The sequence below is a fragment of the Leifsonia sp. KNZ12-8B genome (genome assembly GCF_056755495.1).
Genome location: NZ_JBPGXM010000056.1, coordinates 1 through 22573 on the forward strand (window position 1 = coordinate 1; position 22573 = coordinate 22573).

Below are 22573 nucleotides of genomic sequence, written 5' to 3' on the forward strand. Positions count from 1 at the left end.
CCCCACGAAGGGCCGTGCGCCCAAGACCGGCTACGACCGCGTCGGCGACTTCGGCGAGGCCTGGGAGGATGTGGACGGCAACGGCTGCAGCACGCGCGACGACATCCTCGCCCGAGACCTGACCGGTGTGGTCCGCCGCGGAGGATGCACAGTGCTCTCCGGCACGCTCGACGACCCGTACACCGGCCGTCGCATCGCGTTCCAGCGCGGTCCGGACACCTCCGCACGCGTGCAGATCGACCACGTCGTCGCCCTGATGAACGCCTGGCAGACCGGCGCCCAGGCGCTGACGCCGGAGCAGCGCCTCCACCTCGCCAACGATCCGCTCAATCTGGTCGCGGTCGACGGCCCCACCAACCAGAGCAAGGGCGCGGGCGACGCGGCGACCTGGCTCCCGCCCGCCAAAGGCTTCCGGTGCGAGTACGCGGCGCGTCAGGTCGCCGTGAAGGCGCGCTACGCGCTGTGGGTGGTGCCGGCCGAGCGGGCGGCGCTCGAGCGCATCCTCGACGGCTGCTGACGGCCAGAATTCATATCTTTCACGAATTCCTGAATTCGGCGTATGCTCACGCGCATGAACGAGCACTCCGCCCCGGTGATCGAAGCCGTCGGCCTCCACAAGCGGTTCGGTCGCGTCCACGCGCTCGACGGGCTCGACCTGGTCGTGCCCGCCGGCGAGGTGCACGGCTTCCTCGGACCCAACGGCGCCGGCAAGTCCACCACCATCCGCATCCTCCTCGGCCTGGCCCGGGCGAGCGGCGGACGCGCGACCGTCTTCGGCCGCGACCCCTGGCGGGAGGCCGTCGACCTGCACCGCCGCATCGCGTACGTCCCCGGCGATGTCAGCCTGTGGCCCAACCTCTCCGGCGGCGAGGCGATCGACCTGCTGTCGCGGCTGCGCGGCGGTGCGGCCGACAAGCACGGCTACTCCGCGCGCAAGCAGCGGCTGCTCGACGTCTTCCAGCTCGACCCGCACAAGAAGGGACGCGCGTACTCCAAGGGCAACCGGCAGAAGGTCGCGCTGGTCGCGGCCTTCGCGACGCCCGCGGACCTCTACATCCTCGACGAGCCGACCAGCGGCCTCGACCCGCTGATGGAGGCCGTCTTCGCCGCCGAGGTCGCCCGGATCGCGGCGGAGGGCGCGACGGTCCTGCTGTCGAGCCACATCCTCTCCGAGGTCGAGCGCCTGTGCGACCGCGTGAGCATCATCCGCGCCGGCCGCACGGTCGAGTCGGGCACCCTCGCCGAGCTGCGGCACCTGACCCGCACCGAGGTCTCGTTCGCCGCCGACAGCGTGACGCAGGAGGGGCTGGCGACCATCCCCGCCGCCCACGACCTCCACGTGTCGAACGGCCGGGTCACGTTCACGGCCGACAGCGACGGGCTCCCGCCGGTCCTCACCGCGCTCGCCGCCCTGGACGCGCGCGGCCTGACCGTCGCGCCGCCATCGCTCGAGGAGCTCTTCCTGCGGCACTACGGCGACGAGCCGAGCGAGGACGAACGCGGCACGGTCGACCCGGCCGTCACCGATCCGGCCGCCACCGATCCGGCCGCCACCGGCCGCGGGCGACAGGAGGCACGGCGATGACCTCCGCCGGCGCCCACGCGACGACGGATCACCCCAGGGACGCCCGCCACCTCCACGCGGCGCCGGATCCTGACCGCGGCGCGCGCCCGCCGTCGCCGCCGACCGCCACGCGCACCGTCGCCGTCCTCCTCCGTCAGCGGCTCCGCCGCGACCGCTGGCAGCTGCTCGTGTGGCTGCTCAGCATCGCGCTGCTCGCCGCCTTCTCGACCGTGAGCATCGCGCAGACGTACGGCGACGCGGCGGCGCGGGCGGAGCTGGTGCGGCTCGCGATCGCCAACCCGGCCATCCTGCTGTTGCGCGGGATCCCGCAGGGCACCGGGCTGGCAGCCGTGACGTTCTTCGAGATCTACACCTTCCTCGCGCTGCTGGCCGGCCTCATGAACACGTTCCTCGCCGTCCGGCACTCGCGGGCGGAGGAGGAGTCGGGCCGTGCCGAGCTGGTCGGCTCCACTCCCGCGGGCCGCCTGCTGCCGACCGCGGCGACCGTCGTGCACGGGGTGATCGTCGACGTCGTGCTGGCCATCGCCACGGCGGGCGCCTTCATCGTCTCGGGGCTCCCGGTGCAGGGTTCGCTGATCGCCGGGGCGGCCATCGGAGGGACCGGGCTGGCCTTCCTCGGCGTCGGGCTCCTGTTCTCGCAGCTGATGTCGACCTCCCGGGGCGCGAACGGTTACGCGGCGACGGTGGTCCTGCTCGCCTACGTCCTCAACGGCATCGGGGACGCGACCGGCACACCGGGCGGCGACGGCACCCGCCTGACCGCGGCCTGGCCGAGCTGGCTCAGTCCGATCGGCTGGGGGCAGGAGACGGCGCCGTACACTGCCGCCGACGGCCGGCCGCTGCTGCTCCAGCCGGCCCTGGCGGCCATCCTCGTCGGGGCGGTCTTCGCGATCCAGTCGGTGCGCGACTCCGGCTCCGGCGTATTCCCCGAGCGCGGCGGACGGAGGGACGCGTCGCCCACGCTGCGCGGACCGCTCGGCCTGGCCTGGCGGCTGCAGTGGCCCGTCGTCCTCGGCTGGACGCTCGGGGGCATCGCGACCGGCCTGCTGGCCGGCGCCCTCGGCAGCGTGGTCAGCGGATCGATGGCGGACGATCCGAGCCTGTCCAACATCCGGGAGGCGATCGGGAGGATCGGCGCGGGCGGCTCCGGCCCGCTGGCGCAGCTGTTCATCTCGGCGATCTTCTCGATCGTCGGCGTGCTGGCGGCCGCGTGCGCGGTGCAGGCGGTCATCCGGCTGCGACAGGAGGAGGCGAGCGGTTCGGCGGAGGCGGTGCTCGCCACCCCGGTCTCGCGCGTCCGCTGGCTGCTGGAGTTCGTGCTGGTCGGCGTCGTCGCGGTGGTCCTGGTGCTGCTGGGAGCCGCGGTCGCCTCGGGCATCGCGGCGGTCGGCGCCGGAGAGGACGCGGCGCGCATCGGCGACTCCTTCGCCGCCGCCGCGGCGCAGCTTCCGGTCGCGCTCTCGTACCTGGGCGTCCTCACCCTGGTGTTCGTGCTGCTCCCGGCGGCCACGATCCCGGTCGGGTGGGCGGCGCTCGGCGTCGGCGCGTTCATCGGCGTCTTCGGCGGGCTGGTGCAGCTGCCCGACTGGCTGCGCCACGTCTCGCCCTTCGCCGACGCCCCCGTCGTCGTCGGGGAGCCGGACTGGACCGGGGGATACTGGATGTTCGGGATAACACTCGTGGCGCTTGTCGCCTCCGCCGTGCTCATCCGCCGCCGCGACCTCGCGATCGGCTGAGCGCGGCCGCGGGCGGCCTGGTGGACGGGAGGAGGAGCGCGTGGCGAAGGACGAGGCGGCACTGCGCGAGGTGCGCGAGCACGCGGCCGCGGTGCTGGCCGCCGCCGGCTTCCCGAAGATGCCCGCCCGCGTTCTGATGGCGCTGACCGTCACGGAGCAGGACGGCATGACCGCCGCCGAGCTCGCCGAGGCGCTCGACGTGAGCCCGGCCGCGATCTCGGGAGGCGTGCGGTACCTCCAGACCATCGGCATCGTCCGCCGGCTCAGCCAGACCGGGAGCCGCCGCGACCGCTACCAGCTGCCGAGCGACTGGTACGCGCTGATGGTGCGGAACAGCCCGATCTACGGCGTCCTCGCCGCACAGGCGGACGCCGGCCTCGCCGCCGTCGACGACCCGGCGTCGCCCGCCACCGAGCGGCTCGCCGACATGGCGGGCTTCTACCGCTTCCTGCAAGAGCGCCTCCCCGAGCTGATCGGGGAGTGGGAGCAGGTGCGGGCGAGCAGGCGCTGAGCGACGCGCCACGGCGCCATCGGCGCGCCTCCGCCTCACCGCGGGGCCGTGCCGACATGCTGGCGTCGAGCAACACCAGGGGGCCGCACCATGCGTTTCGTCACACCGCTGCAGAAGGGGATCGTCGTCGCGATCCTCGTCATCGTCTCGGCGCTTCTCGCGCTGCTGCTCGATGCGCTGCACTCCGAGGTCGGATCGATCGTCCTGACCGTGCTGCAGGCCGCCGGCTGGTACCTGGCGTCGCGCGTGTTCCGCGGGCCGGGCGAGTCCGTGCAGGCGGCGAGGCCCTGGTGGCGGATGACCAGCAGGCCGCTGCTGTCCGGCGTGTTCGGCGCGCTGTACGGTGTCACGGCGCTGGTCAACGTCGTGTACTCGTTCCTCGGCTTCGGGAGTCTGTCCGGCTGGGTGTCGATCCTCGCCGAGGCGGCGCTCGGCGCCCTGTTCCTGCTGACGTTCGTGCGGCTGCGCGGCGTCCCTCATTCCTCCACAGGCGCAGCGTCGCACGAGCCTTCCACAACCCGCTCGGAACGGCTGCGGCCGGAGGTCGGTGCGCCGTAGGCTGGGCTGCATGACGCTCGCTTCCGGCATCGCCACCGACGACCTCGACCCCGCGACCCGCCCCCAGGACGACCTGTTCCGGCACGTCAACGGCCGGTGGCTCGACCGCACCGAGATCCCCGCCGACAAGGCGCGCTGGGGCTCCTTCATGATCCTCGCCGAGGAGGCGGAGGCCGCCGTGCGCGAGATCGTAGAGGCGGCGCAGACCGCGCCAGAGGGCACGGAGGAGCGCACATTCGGCGACCTCTTCACGAGCTTCATGGACGAGGAGCGCATCGACGCCCTCGGCGTGCAGCCGATCGCGGCGCAGCTGGCGCTCGCGAGCGACGCGGGCAGCATCTCCGAGCTGCTGCAGACGCTCGCGAAGCTCGAGCGCCACGGCGTGGCCGGCTTCTACCAGCTCTTCGTCGACAACGATCCGGGCGACCCCGAGCGCTACCTCGTCTTCGCCGAGCAGGGCGGCATCTCGCTGCCGGACGAGTCCTACTTCCGCGAGGAGCGGTTCGCTCCGATCCGCGAGGCGTTCCTCGCGCACATCCAGCGCATGTTCGAGCTAGCCGGGGTCGACGACGCACCCGCGCGGGCCCAGCGGGTGTTCGACCTCGAGACCGACATCGCGAAGTGCCACTGGGACAACGTCCAGTCGCGCGACTCCGAGAAGACCTACAACCTGTACAGCTGGGCCGACGCCGCGGCGCTCTTCGCCGGAGGTGGAGGCGACCCGCGGGCGTCCCTCGACACCTGGGCGACCTCGCTCGGCGCCCCCGAGGGCGCGCTCGCCGAGGTCGTGCTGCGGCAGCCGTCGTTCACCTCGGGCATCGCCGCCCTCCTCACCGAGACCCGGCTGCAGGCCTGGAAGGACTGGCTGGCCTGGCAGATCATCCACGGCGCCGCCCCCTACCTGACCGGCGACTTCGTCGACGCGAACTTCGACTTCTACGGCCGGACCCTCACCGGCACCCCCGAGATGCGCGTGCGCTGGAAGCGCGGCGTCTCTCTCGTCGAGAGCGCGATGGGAGAGGCCGTCGGCCGCATCTATGTCGAGCGCCACTTCCCGCCCGCGGCCAAGGAGGCGATGGACGAGCTCGTCGCCAACCTGGTCGAGGCCTACCGGCAGAGCATCCGCAGCCTCCCGTGGATGGGCGAGGAGACCCGCGAGCGCGCCCTCGACAAGCTCGACAAGTTCACGCCCAAGATCGGCTTCCCGGTGAAGTGGCGCGACTACTCGGCGCTCGAGATCGACCCGACCGACCTCGTCGGCAACGTGCGGGCGGCGGCGCTGTTCGAGTTCCACCGCGAGCTCGGCAAGATCGGCAAGCCGCTGGACCGCGACGAGTGGTTCATGACCCCGCAGACCATCAACGCGTACTACAACCCCGGCTTCAACGAGATCGTGTTCCCTGCGGCCATCCTGCAGTACCCGTTCTTCGACGCCGGGCGCGACGCCGCCGCCAACTACGGTGCGATCGGCGCGGTCATCGGGCACGAGATCGGTCACGGCTTCGACGACCAGGGCTCGAAGTTCGACGGCGACGGCCGGCTGCAGGACTGGTGGACCGCCGACGACCGCGCCGCCTTCGAGAAGCGCACCGCGAACCTCATCGCCCAGTACGACGCGCTCGCCCCGGCGCAGGTGCCGGACCACCACGTCAACGGCGCCCTCACCATCGGCGAGAACATCGGCGATCTGGGCGGTCTCGGCATCGCCTGGAAGGCGTACCTGCTGTCGCTCGACGGCCAGGAGCCTCCCGTGATCGACGGCCTCACCGGCGCCGAGCGGTTCTTCCTCTCGTGGGCCCAGGCGTGGCAGCAGAAGGGCCGTGACGCCGAGGTCATCCGGCTGCTCGCGATCGACCCGCACTCGCCGAACGAGTTCCGCTGCAACCAGATCGTCCGCAACATCGACGCCTTCTACGAGACCTTCGGCGTGTCCGAGGGCGACGCACTCTGGCTGGCGCCCGAGGAGCGCGTCACCATCTGGTGAGCGCACCGAACTTTCCCGATCGGCACCCTCAGGTGCCCCCCGATCGGGGTAACATCGCTTCTGTCGTCGGCCCGGCAGAAGCCTCCCCGGCCGGACGACCGCGGGTCCCGGCGGTCCGCAGCTCCGGCAGTTCAGACTCGGCAGAAGGGCGCAGCGACACCGTGACGATGCAGACCCAGGAGTCCGAGCGGCGCACCCGGCATGCCGGAACGCGACGTGGGCGGCATCGGGGTCCGATCGGTGATCGCGAGGCGTTCGCCCGCGGCTTCGCCGCGCTGGGCCAGCTGGCCGTGCAGGGCGTGCAGGTGTCGGCTCGCGCCACCGACCTCGCCACCGGCGAGGTGCTGTTCTCGGTCGACGACCACGTGGTGATGCCGACCGCGAGCATCGGCAAGGTGCTGCTGCTGGTAGAGGTCGCGGCCCGGCTGCAGACCGGCGAGCTCAGCCCGCTGGCCACGCTCGACCGGCTCCCGCAAGACGCGGCGGGCGACTCGGGCATCTGGCACCACCTCCACGTGCCGTCCCTGCCCGTCGCAGACCTGGCGGCGCTCGTGGGCGCCTCCAGCGACAACCTCGCGACCAACGTGCTGCTGCGCCGGGTCGGACTGGAGGCCGTGAGCGCCCGCACCGAGGCGCTCGGCCTCACCCGCACCGCCCTCCTCGACCTCGTGCGCGACCACCGCGGCCCGGACGACGCCCCGCAGCTCTCCGTCGGCAGCGCGAACGAGCTGACCTGGCTGTTCTCGGCGCTCGCGCGTGGCGAGGTCGTGAGCCCGGCGACCAGCCAGCGCGTCATCTCGTGGCTGTCGCTCAACAGCGACTTCTCGCTCGTCTCCAGCGCCTTCGGCCTCGACCCGCACTCGCACCGGCACGCCGAGCACGGCATCCTGCTGGTCAACAAGACCGGCACGGACGCGGGCGTCCGCAGCGAGGTCGGCGTCCTGCGCGGCCCGCGGGCCGGTGTCACGTACGCCGTATCGACCTACTTCGACGACACGAGCCTCCCCGCCCGCCTCGCCGTCATCGACGGCATGCGGACCGTCGGCCTCGACCTCCTGGAGTACGTGTTCTGACGGTAAGGGATCACCGCCCCGCCACGTACGCGTCCTCCGCCGCGTAGTCGAACCACCGGTCCGCCTCCGCCCGGCGCGCGAGGGAGGGGAACACCGTCTCCCAGCCGTCCCCCCGCCGCTCCGCCGTCCTGACCTCGCGCACGGCCCAGTCGACGGCGGTCGCGACGGCCTCGGCGTAGGTCACCGGGGCCCGGTAGCCCAGCTCGACCTGCGCCTTCGCCATGCTCATGACGAGGGGGCGCGCGACCGTCCAGGGCGTCGCGCCGACGGACTCCACGGGAGGCCCGGGAAAGACGTCGAGCTCGACCTCCCGACCGAGCGTGCGGTACACCGCGCTCGCGATCTCGGCGACCGACGGGTTCTCGTCGTCCACGGCGTTCAGCACGCGCCTGCCGGGCTGGTCGGCGCAGAGCGCGACCAGTTCGGCCAGGTTGACGGTGGAGGAGGTGCTGAACCGGTTGCGCCCGCCGTCGGCCAGCAGCACCCGGTCGCGGCCGTCGAGCGCCCGCTTGATGAAGTACCACTCGCGCAGCGCCGGGCTGAACGGCCCGTGGATGGCGCCGGGCCGCAGGATGCTCACGGGCAGATCGTCCACCTCCAGCAGCCGCCGCTCCAGCGCCGCCTTGAGCGGGGAGTAGGTGCGCTCGGCGTTGTCGACGATCGGATCGCTCTCGCGCAGCGGCAGCGGGTAGTCCGGGAAGTCGTCGGGACCCGTGACCACGTCCAGGTAGCCGCCGTCGCGGCCGAGGTAGACCGACCCGGTCGAGATCACGACGAGCGATCCGACCTCGCCGGCGAGCAGCGCGAGCTGATCGGCGTGACGCGGCTCGTACGCGACCGTGTCGAGCACCAGGTCGTGGCCGCGGGCGCGCTCGACGAGTGACGTGGTGTCCTCCCGGTCGAGCCGGATGCTCGTGACGTCGAGCTCGGCGAGGTCCGCATCCCCGGGGTGCTCGCCGCGGTGGGCGAGAAGGACGGACCAGCCGTCGTGCGCGAGCCGGCGGGCGACCGCCGAGCCGATCTGCCCCGTCCCGCCGACGATCATGGCCGTCCGCGTGGTGTCCGCCTCCATACGCCCACCGTACGCGGCCGGCCGGGCAGCGGCCGGCCGGGCAACCGCCGAGTACGCGGATAGTCTGCGCACTCGGCGGTACCGGGGCGAATTCGTGCGTACTCGGCTGCTACTCGGTGGCTGCCCGGCGCCGGAGACGGCAGGCGGGTCAGCGCAGGAGCGTGCGCGCCAGCGCGACGTACTCGCGCGCGTTCGCGTCGGGCAGGTACGCCTTGCCGATCGCGGCCCCGATCGACGGCAGCGCCACCGGGTCGGGGTACGCCATGTACAGCGTCTCGTAGGTCGGGTTGAACTTGCTCTTGAAGGCGAACAGCGAGGCGAAGCCGTACGCGGGCTCCAGCGTCCGGGCGAGGAAGCCGAGCAGCCGTTCCATGACGCCCTCGTCCCGCTCCTCGTCCTCGTCGTCGTGCTCCGGCCGGTCGCCCGGGCTCGTGGGCGCGCTCGCGAGGGGAGCGCCCGACAGGCTCAGCACCTCCACGCCCTCCTCCTGCATGCGCAGCGCGGCGGAGGCGATGACGAACTCCATGATCCCGGGCATGCTGTCGTCGGCCCGGCGCATGAAGTCGATGGTCCAGCCCGTCACGCGGCCCGCCTCCCAGCTGGGCAGCCAGCTCGTGACCGCCTGGAGGCCGCCCGCCTGGTCGAAGGCGAGGTACAGCCGGACGTCCGGGTCCTTCAGCTCGGCCATCCCGCCGAGAGTGAACCCCATCTCGGGCAGCTCCTTCTCGGCCACCCACTGCTCGCTCAGCGCGCTGACCTGCGACTGCTGCAGGGGCGGGAGGTCGTCCCAGCTCGTCCAGACGGTCGTGATGCCTTCGCGCACGCCGCGGTTGTGCGCCTGACGCACCTTCTGCCACGGCTTGCCGGTCATGTCGAAGGTGAGCGGATGCATGAGCGTCTCCTCGCCGACCGACATCGACTGCCAGCCGAGCGACTCGAACACCGGCAGGTAGCGGCCGTGCACGCTGTAGAAGACCGGCGTCCAGCTGTTGGCGTCGCAGAACGAGATGAAGTCGATGATGGTCTGCTCGGCGCGGTCCGGGCGGCAGACCGGGTCGGAGAGCGTGATCGCGACATCGCCGATCACCCGGTAGGCGACGGCCGCGTCGTTCTCCTCGCTGAACCAGTACACATTGCCCGGCCAGGTCCCCATGAAGCCGAGCGTGCCTCCACCGCCCCAGCGCAGCAGCTCGCGGAAGTGCAGCTCGTCGCCGGCGGTGCGGCCGGTCGACGTCGCCCGGTAGAGCCGCATGGTCGCCACCACGAAGATGGCCCAGAACACCGGACCGATCCACTGGTACAGGATCACCACAGGCAGGGAGGTCGGCACGATCACGTGGCCGAGCACCGACTCGAACCCCGCCGGCACGAACCGCCGCAGGGTCGAGGCGAACACGTCGCCGATGGTGGCGTCCGGCACGTACTCGGCCAGGGAGGCCAGGCCGGCGACGAGGTACGCGATCCCGAGCAGCAGGAACGAGATGACGGTCAGGAGGGTGAACCGCACGATCGCGGCGCGCGGCGCCCTGATCTGGAACTGCCTCCGCGTGACGACGAGCAGGACGATGGAGGCCGCAGGCACGAGCATCGCGGCGAGCACCCACGCCAGCACCTCGAGCGCGGGCACCATGGCGTCGAGGCTGTCGACCTCCAGCCGCAGCTCGCCGGAGGGGAGGGCCGTGAACGGCAGCACCAGCATCGCGGCGTTGACCACGATGCCGAGCACGAGCGCGAAGTGGCGCCCGCGACGCAGTCCGATCGCCGTCACGACGAGCAGGACGAGGGGGAGGAGCGACAGCAGCAGCGGCCCCAGCCCCTGCACCGAGACGAGCGCGAGGCCGAGCCGGCAGTCGCTCGTATACGACGCGTCGCACCGGGCGAGGATGTCGGCGACGTCGACCTGCTCGTGGCGGAACAGCTGGGCGACGAACGAGAACGGCCCGAAGCCGCCCGGCGGCAGCAGCGCGGCGACCGGCCCGATGGCCGTGATCGCGATCAGCGCGGCGACGAGGGTGCGGGTCTCCCCGTGCGAGCTGCGCCGCAGCCGCTGCAGCCGGGTGCGCCGCAGCGCGACGCCGAGGCCCAGTCCGAGCAGCGCCGCGATCAGCCGGTAGACGTTGTTCTGATCGCCGTTGTACAGCACGAGCATCAGCACGATGGCGAAGGTGATGAGCCGGATGCGTCGCCGCCACAGCGCGCTCGCGAAGGCGCTCGCCGCGACCACCGCGCCGGTGATCCCGATCGTCGGGTCGAGGGTGAAGTCGAACTCGGTCGCGGTCGCCCACAGCTCGCCCACCCCGGCGGCGAGCCACTGCCCGAGCACGCCGAGCCCGATGCCCGCGACGCCGGTGAGGAGGAACGCGGCGACCGCCCTGACCGTCCCGAGATAGCGTTCGGCGACCGCGAAGACGGTGAGCGCGAGGAGGATGCACAGCACCAGCTGCAGCGGATCCTCCGGCACGAACAGCGCGGTGACGGGCGTCCACCAGAACCCGGCCTGGATCGTCGTGGTCACACCGGCCGCCCACAGCAGGGCGTCGCCGCCGATCGTCGCGACGCTCCACGCGGTCCCGGTCACCAGCGCCGTGATCAGCACGATCGCAGCGAGGGCGATGCTCGCAGGAGCCACGCGCGCGAAGCGAGCCGGGAGGGAGCGGCGAGGCCGTGCCTGGTCGTGCGCGGGAGTCCGTGACTCGTCGCGCCGACCGTGCTCGGTGGTGGGGGCGGTGCTCATCGTGGTCTCCGTCGGCTCCGCACCACCCTAGCGGCCCGGTGCGTCCGGGGGCGGCTCAGATCTCGCGGAGGCGCTCGGCGAGGTAGCGGTCGAGACCCTCGAGCGGGATGCGCTCCTGCTTCATCGAGTCGCGGTCGCGCACGGTGACCGCGTCGTCCTCGAGCGAGTCGAAGTCGACGGTCACGGCGAGCGGGGTGCCGATCTCGTCCTGGCGGCGGTAGCGCCGGCCGATCGCGCCCGAGTCGTCGAAGTCGACGTTGCGGCGCTTGCGCAGCGTGTCGGCGAGGCCGCGGGCCAGCGGCGAGAGGGCCTCGTTGCGCGAGAGCGGCAGCACGGCGACCTTGACCGGCGCGAGCCGGGGGTCGAGGTGCAGGACCGTGCGCTTGTCGGTGCCGCCCTTGGCATTGGGCACCTCCTCCTCGTCGTACGCGTCGACGAGGAAGGCCATCAGCGCGCGGGTCAGACCGAACGACGGCTCGATCACGTACGGGACGTAGCGCTCGTTCTTGTTCTGGTCGAAGTAGCTCAGGTCTTTGCCGGAGTGCTCGATGTGCGTCTTGAGGTCGTAGTCGGTGCGGTTGGCGACGCCCATGAGCTCGCCCCACTCGCTGCCGACGAAGTCGAACTTGTACTCGATGTCGATGGTGCGCTTGGAGTAGTGGGCCAGCTTGTCCTGCGGGTGCTCGAAGCGGCGGATGTTCGCGGGGTCGATGCCCAGATCGACGAACCAGTCCCAGCAGAGGTCGATCCAGGTCTGGAACCACTCCTCGTCGGTGCCCGGCTCGACGAAGTACTCGATCTCCATCTGCTCGAACTCGCGGGTGCGGAAGATGAAGTTGCCGGGCGTGATCTCGTTGCGGAACGCCTTGCCGATCTGGCCGATGCCGAACGGCGGCTTCTTGCGCGCGGTCTGCAGCACGGCGGCGAAGTCGGTGAAGATGCCCTGCGCGGTCTCCGGTCGCATGTAGTGCAGGCCGGACTCGTCGTCGACGACACCGAGGTACGTCTTCATCAGGCCGGAGAACTGGCGGATGGGCGTCCACTGGCCGACCTTGTCCGGGTGCTCCGGGTCGGGGATGTCGTCGAGGCCGTTCGCCGGCGGGTGGCCGTGCTCGGCCTCGTAGCGCTCGAACAGGTGGTCGGCGCGGTACCGCTTGTGGGTGATGAGCGACTCCGTGAGCGGGTCGCTGAACACCTGGACGTGACCGGAGGCCTCCCACACGGGCGTCGGCAGGATGATCGCCGAGTCGAGGCCGACCATGTCGCCGCGGCCGCGGACGAAGGCGTTCCACCACTCGCGCTTGATGTTCTCCTTCAGCTCCACGCCGAGGGGACCGTAGTCCCACGCCGAGCGGGTGCCGCCGTAGATCTCGCCGGAGGGGAACACGAATCCGCGGTGCTGCGCCAGCGTGATGACGGAATCCAGTCTCGACGTTGCGGCCATGGTGCTCCCACTCGAAGTCAGGTGTTGGACGGGCGAGAGTGCGCCCGCCACAATCCTACCGAGAGCCGCGGGTGCTCACTGCGCGGAGCGGAACTCGTCCTCCAGCAGCGAGTAGATCGCGGTGTCGACCCAGCGGTCGTCCTTGATCTCGCGCTCGCGCAGCAGCGCCTCCTGCCGCATGCCGACGATCTCGCACAGCCGGGCGGACGCCTCGTTGCGGGCGTCGAGCTGGGCGAAGACGCGGTGCGCGCCCAGGGTGCCGAAGGCGAGGTCGAGCAGGCGCTTGGTCGCCTCGGTGGCGTAGCCGCGGCCGTGGATCGCCGGGTGGAACACCCAGCCGAGCTCGACCTGCGCCCACTGCGCCGACTTGAGGAACATGCTCATGTGCCCGATGACGCGGGTGTGGCCGCCATCGGCGTCGAGCAGCTCGACCGCATAGACGATGCCGTCGCCGTCCTCGTGCAGGCCGTTCATCGCGAGGCGTTTGCGGAGGCGCTTGGCCGACTCCTCGTGGTCGTGCACCTCCCAGTGGAGGTAGCGGACCACGTCGCGGGCGCGCTGGTACGACTGCGCCTCGTCCAGCTCGCCGGTGTTGAGCGGCCGCAGGCACAGGCGCTCGGTGCGCAGCTCCTCGGCGGCGTACGGCAGGCCGGTCGCGGCGTGCGGAGCGGCGGTCGTCTGCGTGGCAGAAGTCGTGGCTTCGTCGCTCACGGTTCCTCCTCGGGTCGGGTGCGGGTTCAGGATGCGGCGGACTCGTCGGCGATGTCGCGCGAGACGGCGGAGAGGCGCGGCGCCGCGGGCTCGACCTCCAGGCCGAACAGCGCACCGGCGCCGTCGATGAACGACTGCGCGTCGCCCTGCCTGGCGAGCTCGCGGGCGCGGACCGACGGGGTGTGCAGCAGCACGCCGGCGAGGTGGCGCAGCGCGGCCTCCGTCTGCTCGGAGGAGTCGCCGCGGCCGCGGGCGCGCTCGATCTCGGCGTCCAGCACGCCGAACACGTGCTTGCGCAGTGCGACGAGCGCCGGGGTGACGGCCTGCTCCGCGCGCTTGGCGGCGAACTCCGCGGCGGCGGCGTCGACGATCTCGCGGGCGTCGTCGGCGGCGTTCAGCTCCTCCAGCGGCGCGTGGATGCTGATGGTCTCGAGGTCGAGCAGCTCGACGCCGTGCAGCTCGGCGACGGCGGGGTCGACGTTGCGGGGGAGGCCCAGGTCGATGACCAGGCGGCGCTCGCGGGCCCCGGGGAGGCGCTGCGCCGCCGTCACGATCGCCGGCGTGAGCACGTGGTCGGTGACAGCGGAACAGGTGACGACGAGGTCGCTCTCGGCCAGCGCCTCCACCAGTCCGTCGGCCTCGACGGGGAGGATGTCGTGCGAGTGCGCGAACTTCGCGGCCCGGCCGGAGGGGGAGAAGACGCGCACGTCCTCGGCGCCCTTGTCGCGCAGCGCGGCGAGGCTGGCGCCCGCGTACTTGCCGGTGCCGACGAGCAGCACGCGTGCCTGCGCCCAGTCGCTGACGCGGCTCTCGGCGAGATCGAGCGCGAGGCGCACCATGGAGCGGCCGGCGGTCATGATGCCGGTGCGGTTCTTGACCCCGCGGGAGGTGCGGGAGGCGTCCTGGAACAGCCGCTCGAGGTCGTTGGTCACGGTTCCGGTCGCGCGGGCGTTCTCGAGGGCGCGGCGCACCTGCCCGGCGATCTCGCCCTCGCCGACGACGACGGACTCCAGCCCGCTCGAGACGGCGAACAGGTGCTCGGCCACGGCGTCGTCGCAGTAGACGCTGCTGGCGGAGCGCAGCTCGTCGGCGCTGATGCCGCTGGCGGCGCTCACCGCGTCGATCACGGCCTCGGCCGAGACGGCGCGGGCGGCGGGGAGGGGCTCGTCGATGTCGAGGTAGGCCTCGAACCGGTTGCAGGTCGCGAGCACGACGGAACCGGCGACGACTTCACTGTGCTCTGCGAGTGCGGCGGAGACGGCCGGAGCGTTGCGCTCGAGCCGTTCGAGGAGGTCGAAGTCCGCCGTCCGGTGGCTCGACGAGAAGCAGAGAAGCACGGAGGAAAGCCTACGCCCGCTCGGAACCGTCTTCGAATCGAGCGGCCCGGCGGCCCCGGGAGCGCCGGCGGATTCCCGGGGGATTGGCAGGCACCGCCCTGGCAGAATCGATGCGTGACCAACCTCCCAGACGCCCACCCGCTCTCCGCCGGACTGACCGGCTCCAGCCGGCTCGTCCGCGCCTATCAGGCCGACCGGCCGGAGGTGACGCCCGTCTGGTTCATGCGGCAGGCCGGCCGGTCGCTGCCGGAGTACCGCGAGCTGCGCGTCGGGACGCGCATGCTCGACGCGTGCCTCGACCCCGCGATGGCGAGCGAGATCACGCTGCAGCCGGTGCGGCGGCACGGGGTCGACGCCGGCATCTTCTTCAGCGACATCGTCGTGCCGCTCAAGCTCGCCGGTGTGGAGGTCGAGATCCAGCCCGGCAAGGGTCCGGTGTTCGAGCATCCGGTCCGCACGGCGGACGACGTCAAGCGGCTCGCGGAGGTCGACCCGGCCTCGCTCGGCGCCGACACCTTCGCGGCCATCGCGGAGGCGGTGCGGCTGACCACCGACGAGCTCGGCGAGACGCCGCTGATCGGGTTCGCGGGCGCGCCCTTCACCCTCGCCGCGTACCTGGTCGAGGGCGGCCCCTCCAAGGACCACATCCGCGCACGCACGCTCATGCACGCCGACCCCGGCGCCTGGGCGGCCCTGATGGAGTGGACAGCCGACATCTCCGGTGCGTTCCTCCGGGCGCAGGTGCTCGCGGGCGCCAGCGCGGCGCAGCTGTTCGACTCGTGGGCGGGTTCGCTCTCGCTGCACGACTACGTGACGCACGTGGCCCCGGCCTCGGCCCGCGCCCTGTCGCACGTGCGCGACCTCACCTATGCGGCTCCTACGGCGGACGCGCTGGACGAGGCGGAGGAGGCCGGCGAGCCGATCCTGCACAATGTCCCGCTCGTCCACTTCGGCGTCGGGACCGGCGAACTGCTCAAGGCCATGCACGACGCCGGCGCTGACGCGGTCGGTGTCGACTACCGCATCCCGCTCGATGAGGCCAGCCGCCGGCTCGGTCACGTGGTGCCGGTGCAGGGCAACGTCGACCCGGCCATGCTCGATGCCCCGTGGGAGGTGCTGGCCGCCCACGTCGACGATGTTCTGCGACGCGGGCTGGAGGCTCCGGCACACGTGCTCAACCTCGGTCACGGCGTGCCGCCCGAGACCGACCCGGCCGTGCTGACGCGGCTGGTGGAGTTCGTCCACGAGTGGCGGGCCGCGTGACCAACGCCTCCACCCCGGACAACGGCGCCGCCGTTAACGGCGCCGGGCACGACGGCGATCACGACGCGCTCGCCGCAGAGATCCGGCACGCCGTCGAGGCGCCGGCCACCCGCATCGTCGTCATCGGCGGCGGGATGGCCGGGCTGGTCGTGGCGCGGGAGTGCGCTCGTCCTGGCTTCGAGGTGACCGTGCTGGAGGCGTCGGACCGGGTCGGCGGCTCGGTCGCCCCGCTCGAGCTCGGCGGGATGACCCTCGACGCCGGCGCCGAGAGCTTCGCGACCCGCGGCGGGCATGTCGCGGCGCTGCTGGAGGACCTGGGCCTCGACGGGGAGGTCGTGCAGCCGAACCCGTCCGGCGCGATGGTCCGGCACGGCTCCCGCTCCGTGCCGCTCCCCAAGGCCGGGCTGCTCGGCATCCCGAGCTCACCGCTCGCGAAGGACGTCGTCGCCGCGATCGGCTGGGGCGGTGCGCTCCGCGCCTACCTCGACCGCCTCATGCCGGTGCTGAAGATCGGGCAGGAGCGGAACCTCGGCACCCTGGTGCGCAAGCGGATGGGGCGGAAGGTGCACGACCTCCTCGTCGCCCCGGTCGTCACGGGCGTCTACTCGGCCGAGCCGGAGAACCTCGACGTCGACGTCGTCGCCCCCGGCCTCAACGCCGCGCTCACCCGCCTCGGCTCGCTGTCCGGCGCGGTCGGCGAGCTGCGCTCGGCCGCCAAGGCCGGCAGCGCCGTCGGCGGCATCCGCGGCGGCATGTGGCGGCTGCCGCAGGCGCTCGCCGCGGATGTGGAGGCGCGGGGCGGCCGCATCGTGACCGGCGCCCCCGTCGTGGCGGTCGAGCCCTGGGTCGCTCCCGACCCCGATGACGCGATCGAGGCGGCCGTGGAGGCCGTGCTCGCCCACGCTCTGGACGAGGAGCCGCCGTTCGACGCCCCCGCGCCCCGGCCTCCCGTGCCCACGAACCCCGTGCCCGTGCACGCCGTGGGCGTCGACCCCGATCGCGAGGCGCGCTGGACGGTGCGCCTGGCCGACGGCTCGTCCCTCCCGGCCGATGCCGTGGTGATCGCGGTCCCGTCGGACGCCGCACTGCCGCTCCTGGCGTCCGCCTCTGCCGACCTCGCCGCGCTCGCCGCCCTCGACTGGCCGCCCGCGTCCAGCGTGGAGCTGGTCACCCTCGTGATCGACGACCCCCGCCTCTCCGCGGCCCCCAGCGGCACGGGCGTCCTGGTGGCCGACACCGCCGACGCCGACGTGCGCGCCAAGGCGATGACGCACTCCAGCGCCAAGTGGGCATGGGTGGCGGAGGCCGCTGGCGAGGGGCGCAATGTGGTCCGCCTCTCCTACGGCAGGGCCGGCCGACCCGCCGAGACACGTGAACTCTCCGACGCCGAGCTGCGGGCGGTGGCCGTGGCCGACGCGGGCCGTCTGCTGGGTATTCCGCTCGCGGAATCCGATGTCACCGCATTCGCGCGCACCCCCTGGACCAATGCCCTTCCCTATGCGACAGTGGGGCAGCGGGACCGCATCGAGCGGGTCCGCGCGGGAGCAGAGGCCGTCGAGGGACTGGACGTCACCGGCTCCTGGCTGACCGGCACCGGCCTGGCGTCGGTGGTCCCGGATGCGCGCCGGGTGGCCGAGCGCGTCCGAGGTCTACGCTGGAAGGCACTGACCGACAACCTCTAGGCGACCAAGGGGGCGCGAATGCGCGGAAAGCTTCTCTTCGTGGCCGGTGCGGCGGCGGGCTACGTGCTCGGGGCCAGGGCCGGCCGTCGGCGGTACGAGCAGATCAAGGCGACGGCGAACAAGCTCTGGGAGTCGCCGGGAGTGCAGAAGCAGGTCACCGCGGTCGAGGACTTCGTCGCCGCGAAGGTCGGCGAGCTGCCGGAGGCCGCGTTCGGCACCGCCAAGAAGCTCGTCGGCCGCGCCAACCAGCGCCGCCGCGAGGCGCGCTCCACCTCCCCGGCGGGCTCCGCGCCGCGTGCCGTCCGCGACTCGCACGCCGCCGCCGGTGCAGCGGCCGCCGGCACCGGGTCCTGATCGGGGAGCGCGGAAGGGAAGCGGAATGACCGATCCAGAGCGCATCCGGTCGAAGTCGCTGGCCGAGCTGATCGCGGACCTGCCGCGGCTGCTGGTCGAGCTGTTCAAGGCGGAGGTCGCGCACCTGCGCGCCGAATTCGCCGAGAAGGCCAAGCATGCTGGCGTCGGCATCGGCCTGTTCGCCGTCGCCGCGTTCCTGCTCTTCTTCGCCCTGGGCGTCCTGATCGCCGCGGCCGTGCTCGGCATCGCGGTCGCCCTGCCGGCGTGGCTGGCGGCACTGATCGTCTTCGTCGCCCTGCTGGTGGTCGCCGGGGTGCTCGCGCTGATCGGCGTCCGCTCGTTCAAGCGGATGAACGGTGTGGCCCCCAAGGAGACGATCGAGAGCATCAAGGAGGACGCGGACGCCGTGAAGGGGATGGGCACGTATGACAACTGACCGCACCGACGTCGACCGCGCCCGCGCCGAGCTGACCGCGACGGTCGACGCGATCACCTACAAGCTCGGCGCCCCCAAGCGCGCCGCCGCGCGCGCCCAGCGCTTCGTGACGGAGCAGCCGCTCCTCGCCGCCGGCATCGCGGCGGGCGTCGCCGCCACGGTCGGCGGGCTGGTCTGGGCGGTCGTCCGGCTGACCCGGCGCTGACCGCGGCCGCAGTTTTGGCCTTCTCAGCTTTGCGGGGGAGACTGTGGGTATGAGTACCCCGGCTGCCGTACCGGCAGAGTCGACCACCCCCGCTGAAACACCCGACACTCCGACCGGCTTCGCCCTCTGGGCGGTGCTCCGCCGCGATCCCGCCCGCCCGGACGACCTCGACGGCACCGACGTGCCCACGGCCGTCGCCGAGCTCGAGGGCGTCATCGCCGACATCGAGCTGCAGGGCGTCACCACCCGCGGCCTCTACGACGTCTCCGGCCTGCGCGCCGACGCCGACGTCATGATCTGGTTGCACGGGCCGGAGGCCGAGGGCCTGCAGTGGGGCCTGCGCCAGCTGCGCCGCACCCGCCTCCTGAAGGCGCTGCTCCCCACCTGGAACGCGATGGGCGTGCACCGCGACGCCGAGTTCAACAAGGCGCACGTGCCCGGCTTCCTCCGCGGCAAGGAGCCCAAGAACTGGCTGACCGTGTACCCGTTCGTGCGCAGCTACGAGTGGTACCTGCTCCCCGACGAGGAGCGCGGCCGGATGCTCGCCGAGCACGGCCGCAAGGGCGCCGCGTTCCGCTCGGTGCTCGCCAACACCGTCGCCTCCTTCGCGCTCGGCGACTACGAGTGGATCCTCCCGCTCGAGTCCGACGAGCTGCTCGACCTCGTTGACCTGATGCGCGACCTGCGCCAGACCGACGCGCGCCGCCACGTGCGCGAGGAGGTCCCGTTCTTCACGGGCCGCCGCATCCAGCCGGCCGAGCTGGTGGAGGTGCTGCAGTGACCGACGTCGACACCACCGCCGCACGCGTGCTGGGCGCGACGCCCGCCGCCGCCTCCGGCCCCGAGCACGTCACCGAGCCCGTCGCGTACGACGCGATCCTGCTCGCCGGCTTCGGCGGTCCGGAGGGCCAGGACGACGTCATCCCCTTCCTGCGCAACGTCACCCGCGGCCGCGGCATCCCGGAGGAGCGGCTGGAGGAGGTCGCGCACCACTACCGCCACTTCGGCGGCGTGAGCCCGATCAACGACCAGAACCGCGAGTTGAAGGCGGCGCTGGAGGCCGAGCTCGCCTCCCGCGGCATCGACCTGCCCGTGCTGTGGGGCAACCGCAACTGGGACCCCTACCTGGAGGACGCGCTGCGCGACGCGCAGGAGCGCGGCTTCACGAAGCTGATCGCCATCGCGACGAGCGCCTACTCGTCGTACTCGAGCTGCCGCCAGTACCGCGAGGACTTCGCGCGGGTGCTGCAGGAGACCGGCCTCGAGGGCACGATCGCGATCGACAAGGTCCGCCAGTTCTTCGACCACCCCGGCTTCGTCGAGCCGTTCATCGAGGGCGTGAAGGACGCGGTCGAGCAGCTCAAGCAGCGCATCCCTGACCTCGACCCGGCGAAGGACGTGCGCATCCTGTACTCGACGCACTCGATCCCGTCGACGGACGCGGCCAAGTCCGGCCCGGCCGAGCGCGGCTTCGGAGAGGGCGGGGCGTACGCCGCCCAGCACCTCGCGGTCGCGGAGGTCGTCTCGCAGGCGGCCACCGGCGGCACCGTCGAGTGGGACCTCGTCTACCAGTCCCGCTCAGGCCCTCCCTCGATGCCGTGGCTCGAGCCCGACATCAACGACCGCATCGCCGAGCTGCCCGCCGCCGGGTACAAGGCCGTGATCATCGTGCCGCTCGGGTTCGTGAGCGACCACATGGAGGTCCTCTGGGATCTCGACAACGAGGCGATGGAGACGAGCGAGGAGAACGGCCTGATCGCCGTCCGCGTCCCCACCCCCGGCACGCACGCCGCCTACGTGAAGGGTCTCGTCGACCTGGTGCTGGAGCGCCGCGACGGCGTCCCGGTGGACCAGCGCCCGGCGCTCACCTCGCTCGGCCCCTGGTACGACGTGTGCCGTCCGGGCTGCTGCGAGAACGTCCGGCTGGGCTTCAAGCCCGCCGCTGCGGGGCTCGCGCCGTGAGCGGGACCGTGACCCGGGCGTCCGGCCCGGTGGAGCGCCGCGACGGCGTGCTGCGCGTGGGGACCCGCGGCAGCGCACTCGCCGTCGCGCAGACCACCGCCGTCGCCGAGGCGATCGCGCGCGCCACCGGCGTGGACGTGGAGCTGGTCACGGTCACCACGCACGGCGACACCTCCCGCGAGTCGCTCTCGGAGCTCGGCGGCACCGGCGTCTTCGCCACCGCGCTGCGCGACGCCCTGCGCGCGGACGAGGTCGACATCATCGTGCACTCGCTCAAGGACCTCCCGACCGCGAAGGCGCCCGGGCTCGTGATCGGCGCCGTGCCCAAGCGCGCCGACGCCCGCGACACGCTCTGCGCGCGCGACGGGCTGACGCTCGACGCGCTGCCGGAGGGCGCCCGTGTCGGCACCGGGTCGCCGCGCCGCGTCGCGCAGCTGAAGAGCCTGCGGCCCGACCTCGACGTCCTCGACATCCGCGGCAACGTCGACACCCGCCTCGGCCGGGTGGCCGACGGCGACCTCGACGCCGTCGTGCTCGCCGCAGCGGGGCTCGGCCGCCTCGGCCGTCTCGACGCCGTCACCGACTACTTCGCCCTCTCGCAGGTGCCGACGGCTCCCGGGCAGGGCGCCCTGGCGCTGGAGGTCCGCGAAGGCGACGAGAAGGGCCGCGGCCCGATCGCCCGCGCGCTCTCCGCCGTCGATCACGTGACGACCCACGCGTGCGTCACCGCCGAGCGCGAGGTCCTCGCCGGGCTGGAGGCCGGATGCGCCGCTCCGATCGGGGCGTCCGCGCTGGTCGACGACGGCCTCCTGTTCCTCACTGCGACGGTCTACCGACCGGACGGCAGCGAGCGGATCACCTCCTCCCACGCCGCGACCCCGGACTCGCTCGGCGCGCAGCACCTCGACGAGGCGGCGCGCGACGTGGGGGCGCGCGTGGTGTCCGAACTGCTCGGCGCGGGGGCCGCCGACCTGGCGCCGCTGGGGAGCACCCGATGACCAACGCCTCCGCCTCTCCCAAGCCGCTGGCCGGCTGGCGCGTGCTCGTGCCGCGCGGCGGGCCGTGGGGGGACTCCGTCGCGGCGGATCTGCGCTCGAAGGGCGCCTCCCCGGTCGTCGCGGCCATGATCAACTTCGCGCCGACCGCCGACGCGCCCGCCCTGGAGCGGGCGCTGGAGCGGCTGGCCGCCGGCGAATTCGACTGGATGACCGTCACGAGCGCGACCACGGTCGACGTGCTGAGCGCGCAGCGGGCTGTCGTCCCGCCCACGACCCGGGTCGCCGCGGTCGGTGAGACGACGGCCGCGGCACTGGCCGCCGCCGGGTACAAGGTCGACCTGGTGCCGTCGGAGGACAACTCCGCCCGCGGTCTGCTCGCCGAGTGGGAGGCCGCGACGCAGGGCGTCGTGCCGCTGCGCGTGCTGACCCTCCGCTCCGAGATCGCCAAGCCCCTCCTCACCGAGGGGCTCCGCCGTATCGGGCACGAGGTGGAGTCGGTGGTCGCGTACCGGACCATCGGCGTGGCCGTGCCCGAGAACGTCGTCCAGGATGTCCGCGACGGGCTCGTCCAGGCGATCCTGGTGACCAGCGGGTCGGTGGCGGAGCAGGTGCAGAAGCAGCTCGGCCCGGTGCCCGAGTCCACGCTCGTCGCCGCGATCGGGCCGCAGACGGCTCGCGACGCCCGCGACTTCGGCCTGCGCGTCGACGTGGTCGCCGAGGAGCGGACCGCCGCCTCGCTCATCGAGGCCGTCGTCCGCGTCGCCGAGGCGCGCACCACCTCCTCCTCGTCCCCCTCCTGAGCCCCCGCCGGCTAGCCGCCGCGGCCCCGCAAAAAATTGGGGGGGGGGGGGGGGGGGGGGCCGTTTTGGTGGGGGGGGGGGGGGGGGGGGGGGGGGGGGCGCCCCCCGCGCCGGGGGGGGGGGGGGGG

Annotated in this window: 21 protein-coding genes; 16 read left to right on the forward strand and 5 right to left on the reverse strand. The window is 72.7% G+C overall.

Features of this window, described 5'->3' with window-relative positions; all coding sequences use genetic code 11:
- The 7 genes from ACR9ZG_RS10120 to ACR9ZG_RS10150 form a co-directional block, all read left to right on the forward strand.
- The coding region (locus ACR9ZG_RS10120) for an HNH endonuclease family protein (protein WP_481284702.1) at positions 1-517 on the forward strand (517 nt) is incomplete at its 5' end.
- A gap of 54 nt (positions 518-571) precedes the next feature.
- Complete coding sequence (locus ACR9ZG_RS10125; RefSeq protein WP_481284703.1) at positions 572-1585, forward strand: ABC transporter ATP-binding protein; 1014 nt, start codon at positions 572-574, stop codon at positions 1583-1585.
- Entirely contained in the window at positions 1582-3321 is a 1740-nt protein-coding gene (locus ACR9ZG_RS10130) for an ABC transporter permease (RefSeq protein ID WP_481284704.1), read from the forward strand. Before ACR9ZG_RS10125 ends, ACR9ZG_RS10130 begins: the two co-directional genes overlap by 4 nt.
- Positions 3322-3361: 40 nt before the next feature.
- Positions 3362-3832 (forward strand): GbsR/MarR family transcriptional regulator, encoded by a 471-nt coding sequence (locus ACR9ZG_RS10135; RefSeq protein ID WP_481284705.1) that lies wholly within the window; start codon positions 3362-3364, stop codon positions 3830-3832.
- Positions 3833-3922: 90 nt separating this feature from the next.
- Positions 3923-4390: a hypothetical protein gene (locus tag ACR9ZG_RS10140; RefSeq protein ID WP_481284706.1), complete on the forward strand. Its 468-nt coding sequence runs from the start codon at positions 3923-3925 to the stop codon at positions 4388-4390.
- A gap of 10 nt (positions 4391-4400) precedes the next feature.
- Positions 4401-6374 (forward strand): M13 family metallopeptidase, encoded by a 1974-nt coding sequence (locus ACR9ZG_RS10145; RefSeq protein ID WP_481284707.1) that lies wholly within the window; start codon positions 4401-4403, stop codon positions 6372-6374.
- Between the two features lie 161 nt (positions 6375-6535).
- Positions 6536-7447, forward strand: a complete 912-nt coding sequence (locus ACR9ZG_RS10150; protein ID WP_481284708.1) for a serine hydrolase — start codon at positions 6536-6538, stop codon at positions 7445-7447.
- Positions 7448-7457: 10 nt separating this feature from the next.
- On the opposite strand, the gene ACR9ZG_RS10155 is transcribed toward ACR9ZG_RS10150, so the two are convergent.
- The 5 genes from ACR9ZG_RS10155 to ACR9ZG_RS10175 all read right to left on the reverse strand — a co-directional run bounded on the left by ACR9ZG_RS10155 (position 7458) and on the right by ACR9ZG_RS10175 (position 14745).
- Entirely contained in the window at positions 7458-8519 is a 1062-nt protein-coding gene (locus tag ACR9ZG_RS10155) for an NAD-dependent epimerase/dehydratase family protein (protein WP_481284709.1), read from the reverse strand.
- Between the two features lie 148 nt (positions 8520-8667).
- Positions 8668-11148 carry a bifunctional lysylphosphatidylglycerol flippase/synthetase MprF gene (locus ACR9ZG_RS10160; protein WP_481284710.1) on the reverse strand — a complete coding sequence of 827 codons (2481 nt, stop codon included), beginning with the start codon at positions 11146-11148 and terminating at the stop codon, positions 8668-8670.
- A 160-nt stretch (positions 11149-11308) separates the two neighbouring features.
- Positions 11309-12697 (reverse strand): glycine--tRNA ligase, encoded by a 1389-nt coding sequence (locus ACR9ZG_RS10165; RefSeq protein ID WP_481284711.1) that lies wholly within the window; start codon positions 12695-12697, stop codon positions 11309-11311.
- Positions 12698-12772: 75 nt separating this feature from the next.
- Positions 12773-13408 carry a GNAT family N-acetyltransferase gene (locus tag ACR9ZG_RS10170; protein WP_481284712.1) on the reverse strand — a complete coding sequence of 212 codons (636 nt, stop codon included), beginning with the start codon at positions 13406-13408 and terminating at the stop codon, positions 12773-12775.
- Positions 13409-13434: 26 nt separating this feature from the next.
- Positions 13435-14745 (reverse strand): glutamyl-tRNA reductase, encoded by a 1311-nt coding sequence (locus ACR9ZG_RS10175; protein ID WP_481284713.1) that lies wholly within the window; start codon positions 14743-14745, stop codon positions 13435-13437.
- A 114-nt stretch (positions 14746-14859) separates the two neighbouring features.
- Between ACR9ZG_RS10175 and hemE the strand changes: the two genes are divergently transcribed.
- Genes hemE through ACR9ZG_RS10220 form a run of 9 tightly spaced genes read left to right on the forward strand, consistent with a single transcriptional unit; the run spans position 14860 to position 22445 of the window.
- Positions 14860-16008 (forward strand): uroporphyrinogen decarboxylase, encoded by a 1149-nt coding sequence (hemE, locus tag ACR9ZG_RS10180; protein ID WP_481284714.1) that lies wholly within the window; start codon positions 14860-14862, stop codon positions 16006-16008.
- Positions 16005-17690 carry a protoporphyrinogen/coproporphyrinogen oxidase gene (locus ACR9ZG_RS10185; protein WP_481284715.1) on the forward strand — a complete coding sequence of 562 codons (1686 nt, stop codon included), beginning with the start codon at positions 16005-16007 and terminating at the stop codon, positions 17688-17690. The genes hemE and ACR9ZG_RS10185 overlap by 4 nt, the downstream gene beginning before the upstream one ends.
- Positions 17691-17708: 18 nt before the next feature.
- Entirely contained in the window at positions 17709-18044 is a 336-nt protein-coding gene (locus tag ACR9ZG_RS10190) for a hypothetical protein (RefSeq protein WP_481284716.1), read from the forward strand.
- Between the two features lie 25 nt (positions 18045-18069).
- Positions 18070-18480: a phage holin family protein gene (locus ACR9ZG_RS10195; RefSeq protein ID WP_481284717.1), complete on the forward strand. Its 411-nt coding sequence runs from the start codon at positions 18070-18072 to the stop codon at positions 18478-18480.
- Positions 18470-18685, forward strand: a complete 216-nt coding sequence (locus ACR9ZG_RS10200) for a DUF3618 domain-containing protein (protein WP_481284718.1) — start codon at positions 18470-18472, stop codon at positions 18683-18685. The genes ACR9ZG_RS10195 and ACR9ZG_RS10200 overlap by 11 nt, the downstream gene beginning before the upstream one ends.
- A 49-nt stretch (positions 18686-18734) precedes the next feature.
- Complete coding sequence (gene hemQ / locus ACR9ZG_RS10205; protein WP_481284719.1) at positions 18735-19466, forward strand: hydrogen peroxide-dependent heme synthase; 732 nt, start codon at positions 18735-18737, stop codon at positions 19464-19466.
- Positions 19463-20647, forward strand: coding sequence for a ferrochelatase (locus ACR9ZG_RS10210; RefSeq protein WP_481284720.1), 1185 nt, complete (start codon positions 19463-19465; stop codon positions 20645-20647). The genes hemQ and ACR9ZG_RS10210 overlap by 4 nt, the downstream gene beginning before the upstream one ends.
- The gene (gene hemC / locus ACR9ZG_RS10215) at positions 20644-21645 is read left to right on the forward strand and encodes a hydroxymethylbilane synthase (RefSeq protein WP_481284721.1); all 1002 of its coding nucleotides are present in this window, start codon (positions 20644-20646) and stop codon (positions 21643-21645) included. Before ACR9ZG_RS10210 ends, hemC begins: the two co-directional genes overlap by 4 nt.
- Positions 21642-22445 (forward strand): uroporphyrinogen-III synthase, encoded by an 804-nt coding sequence (locus ACR9ZG_RS10220; protein WP_481284722.1) that lies wholly within the window; start codon positions 21642-21644, stop codon positions 22443-22445. The genes hemC and ACR9ZG_RS10220 overlap by 4 nt, the downstream gene beginning before the upstream one ends.
- The last annotated feature ends 128 nt before the right edge of the window (positions 22446-22573 follow it).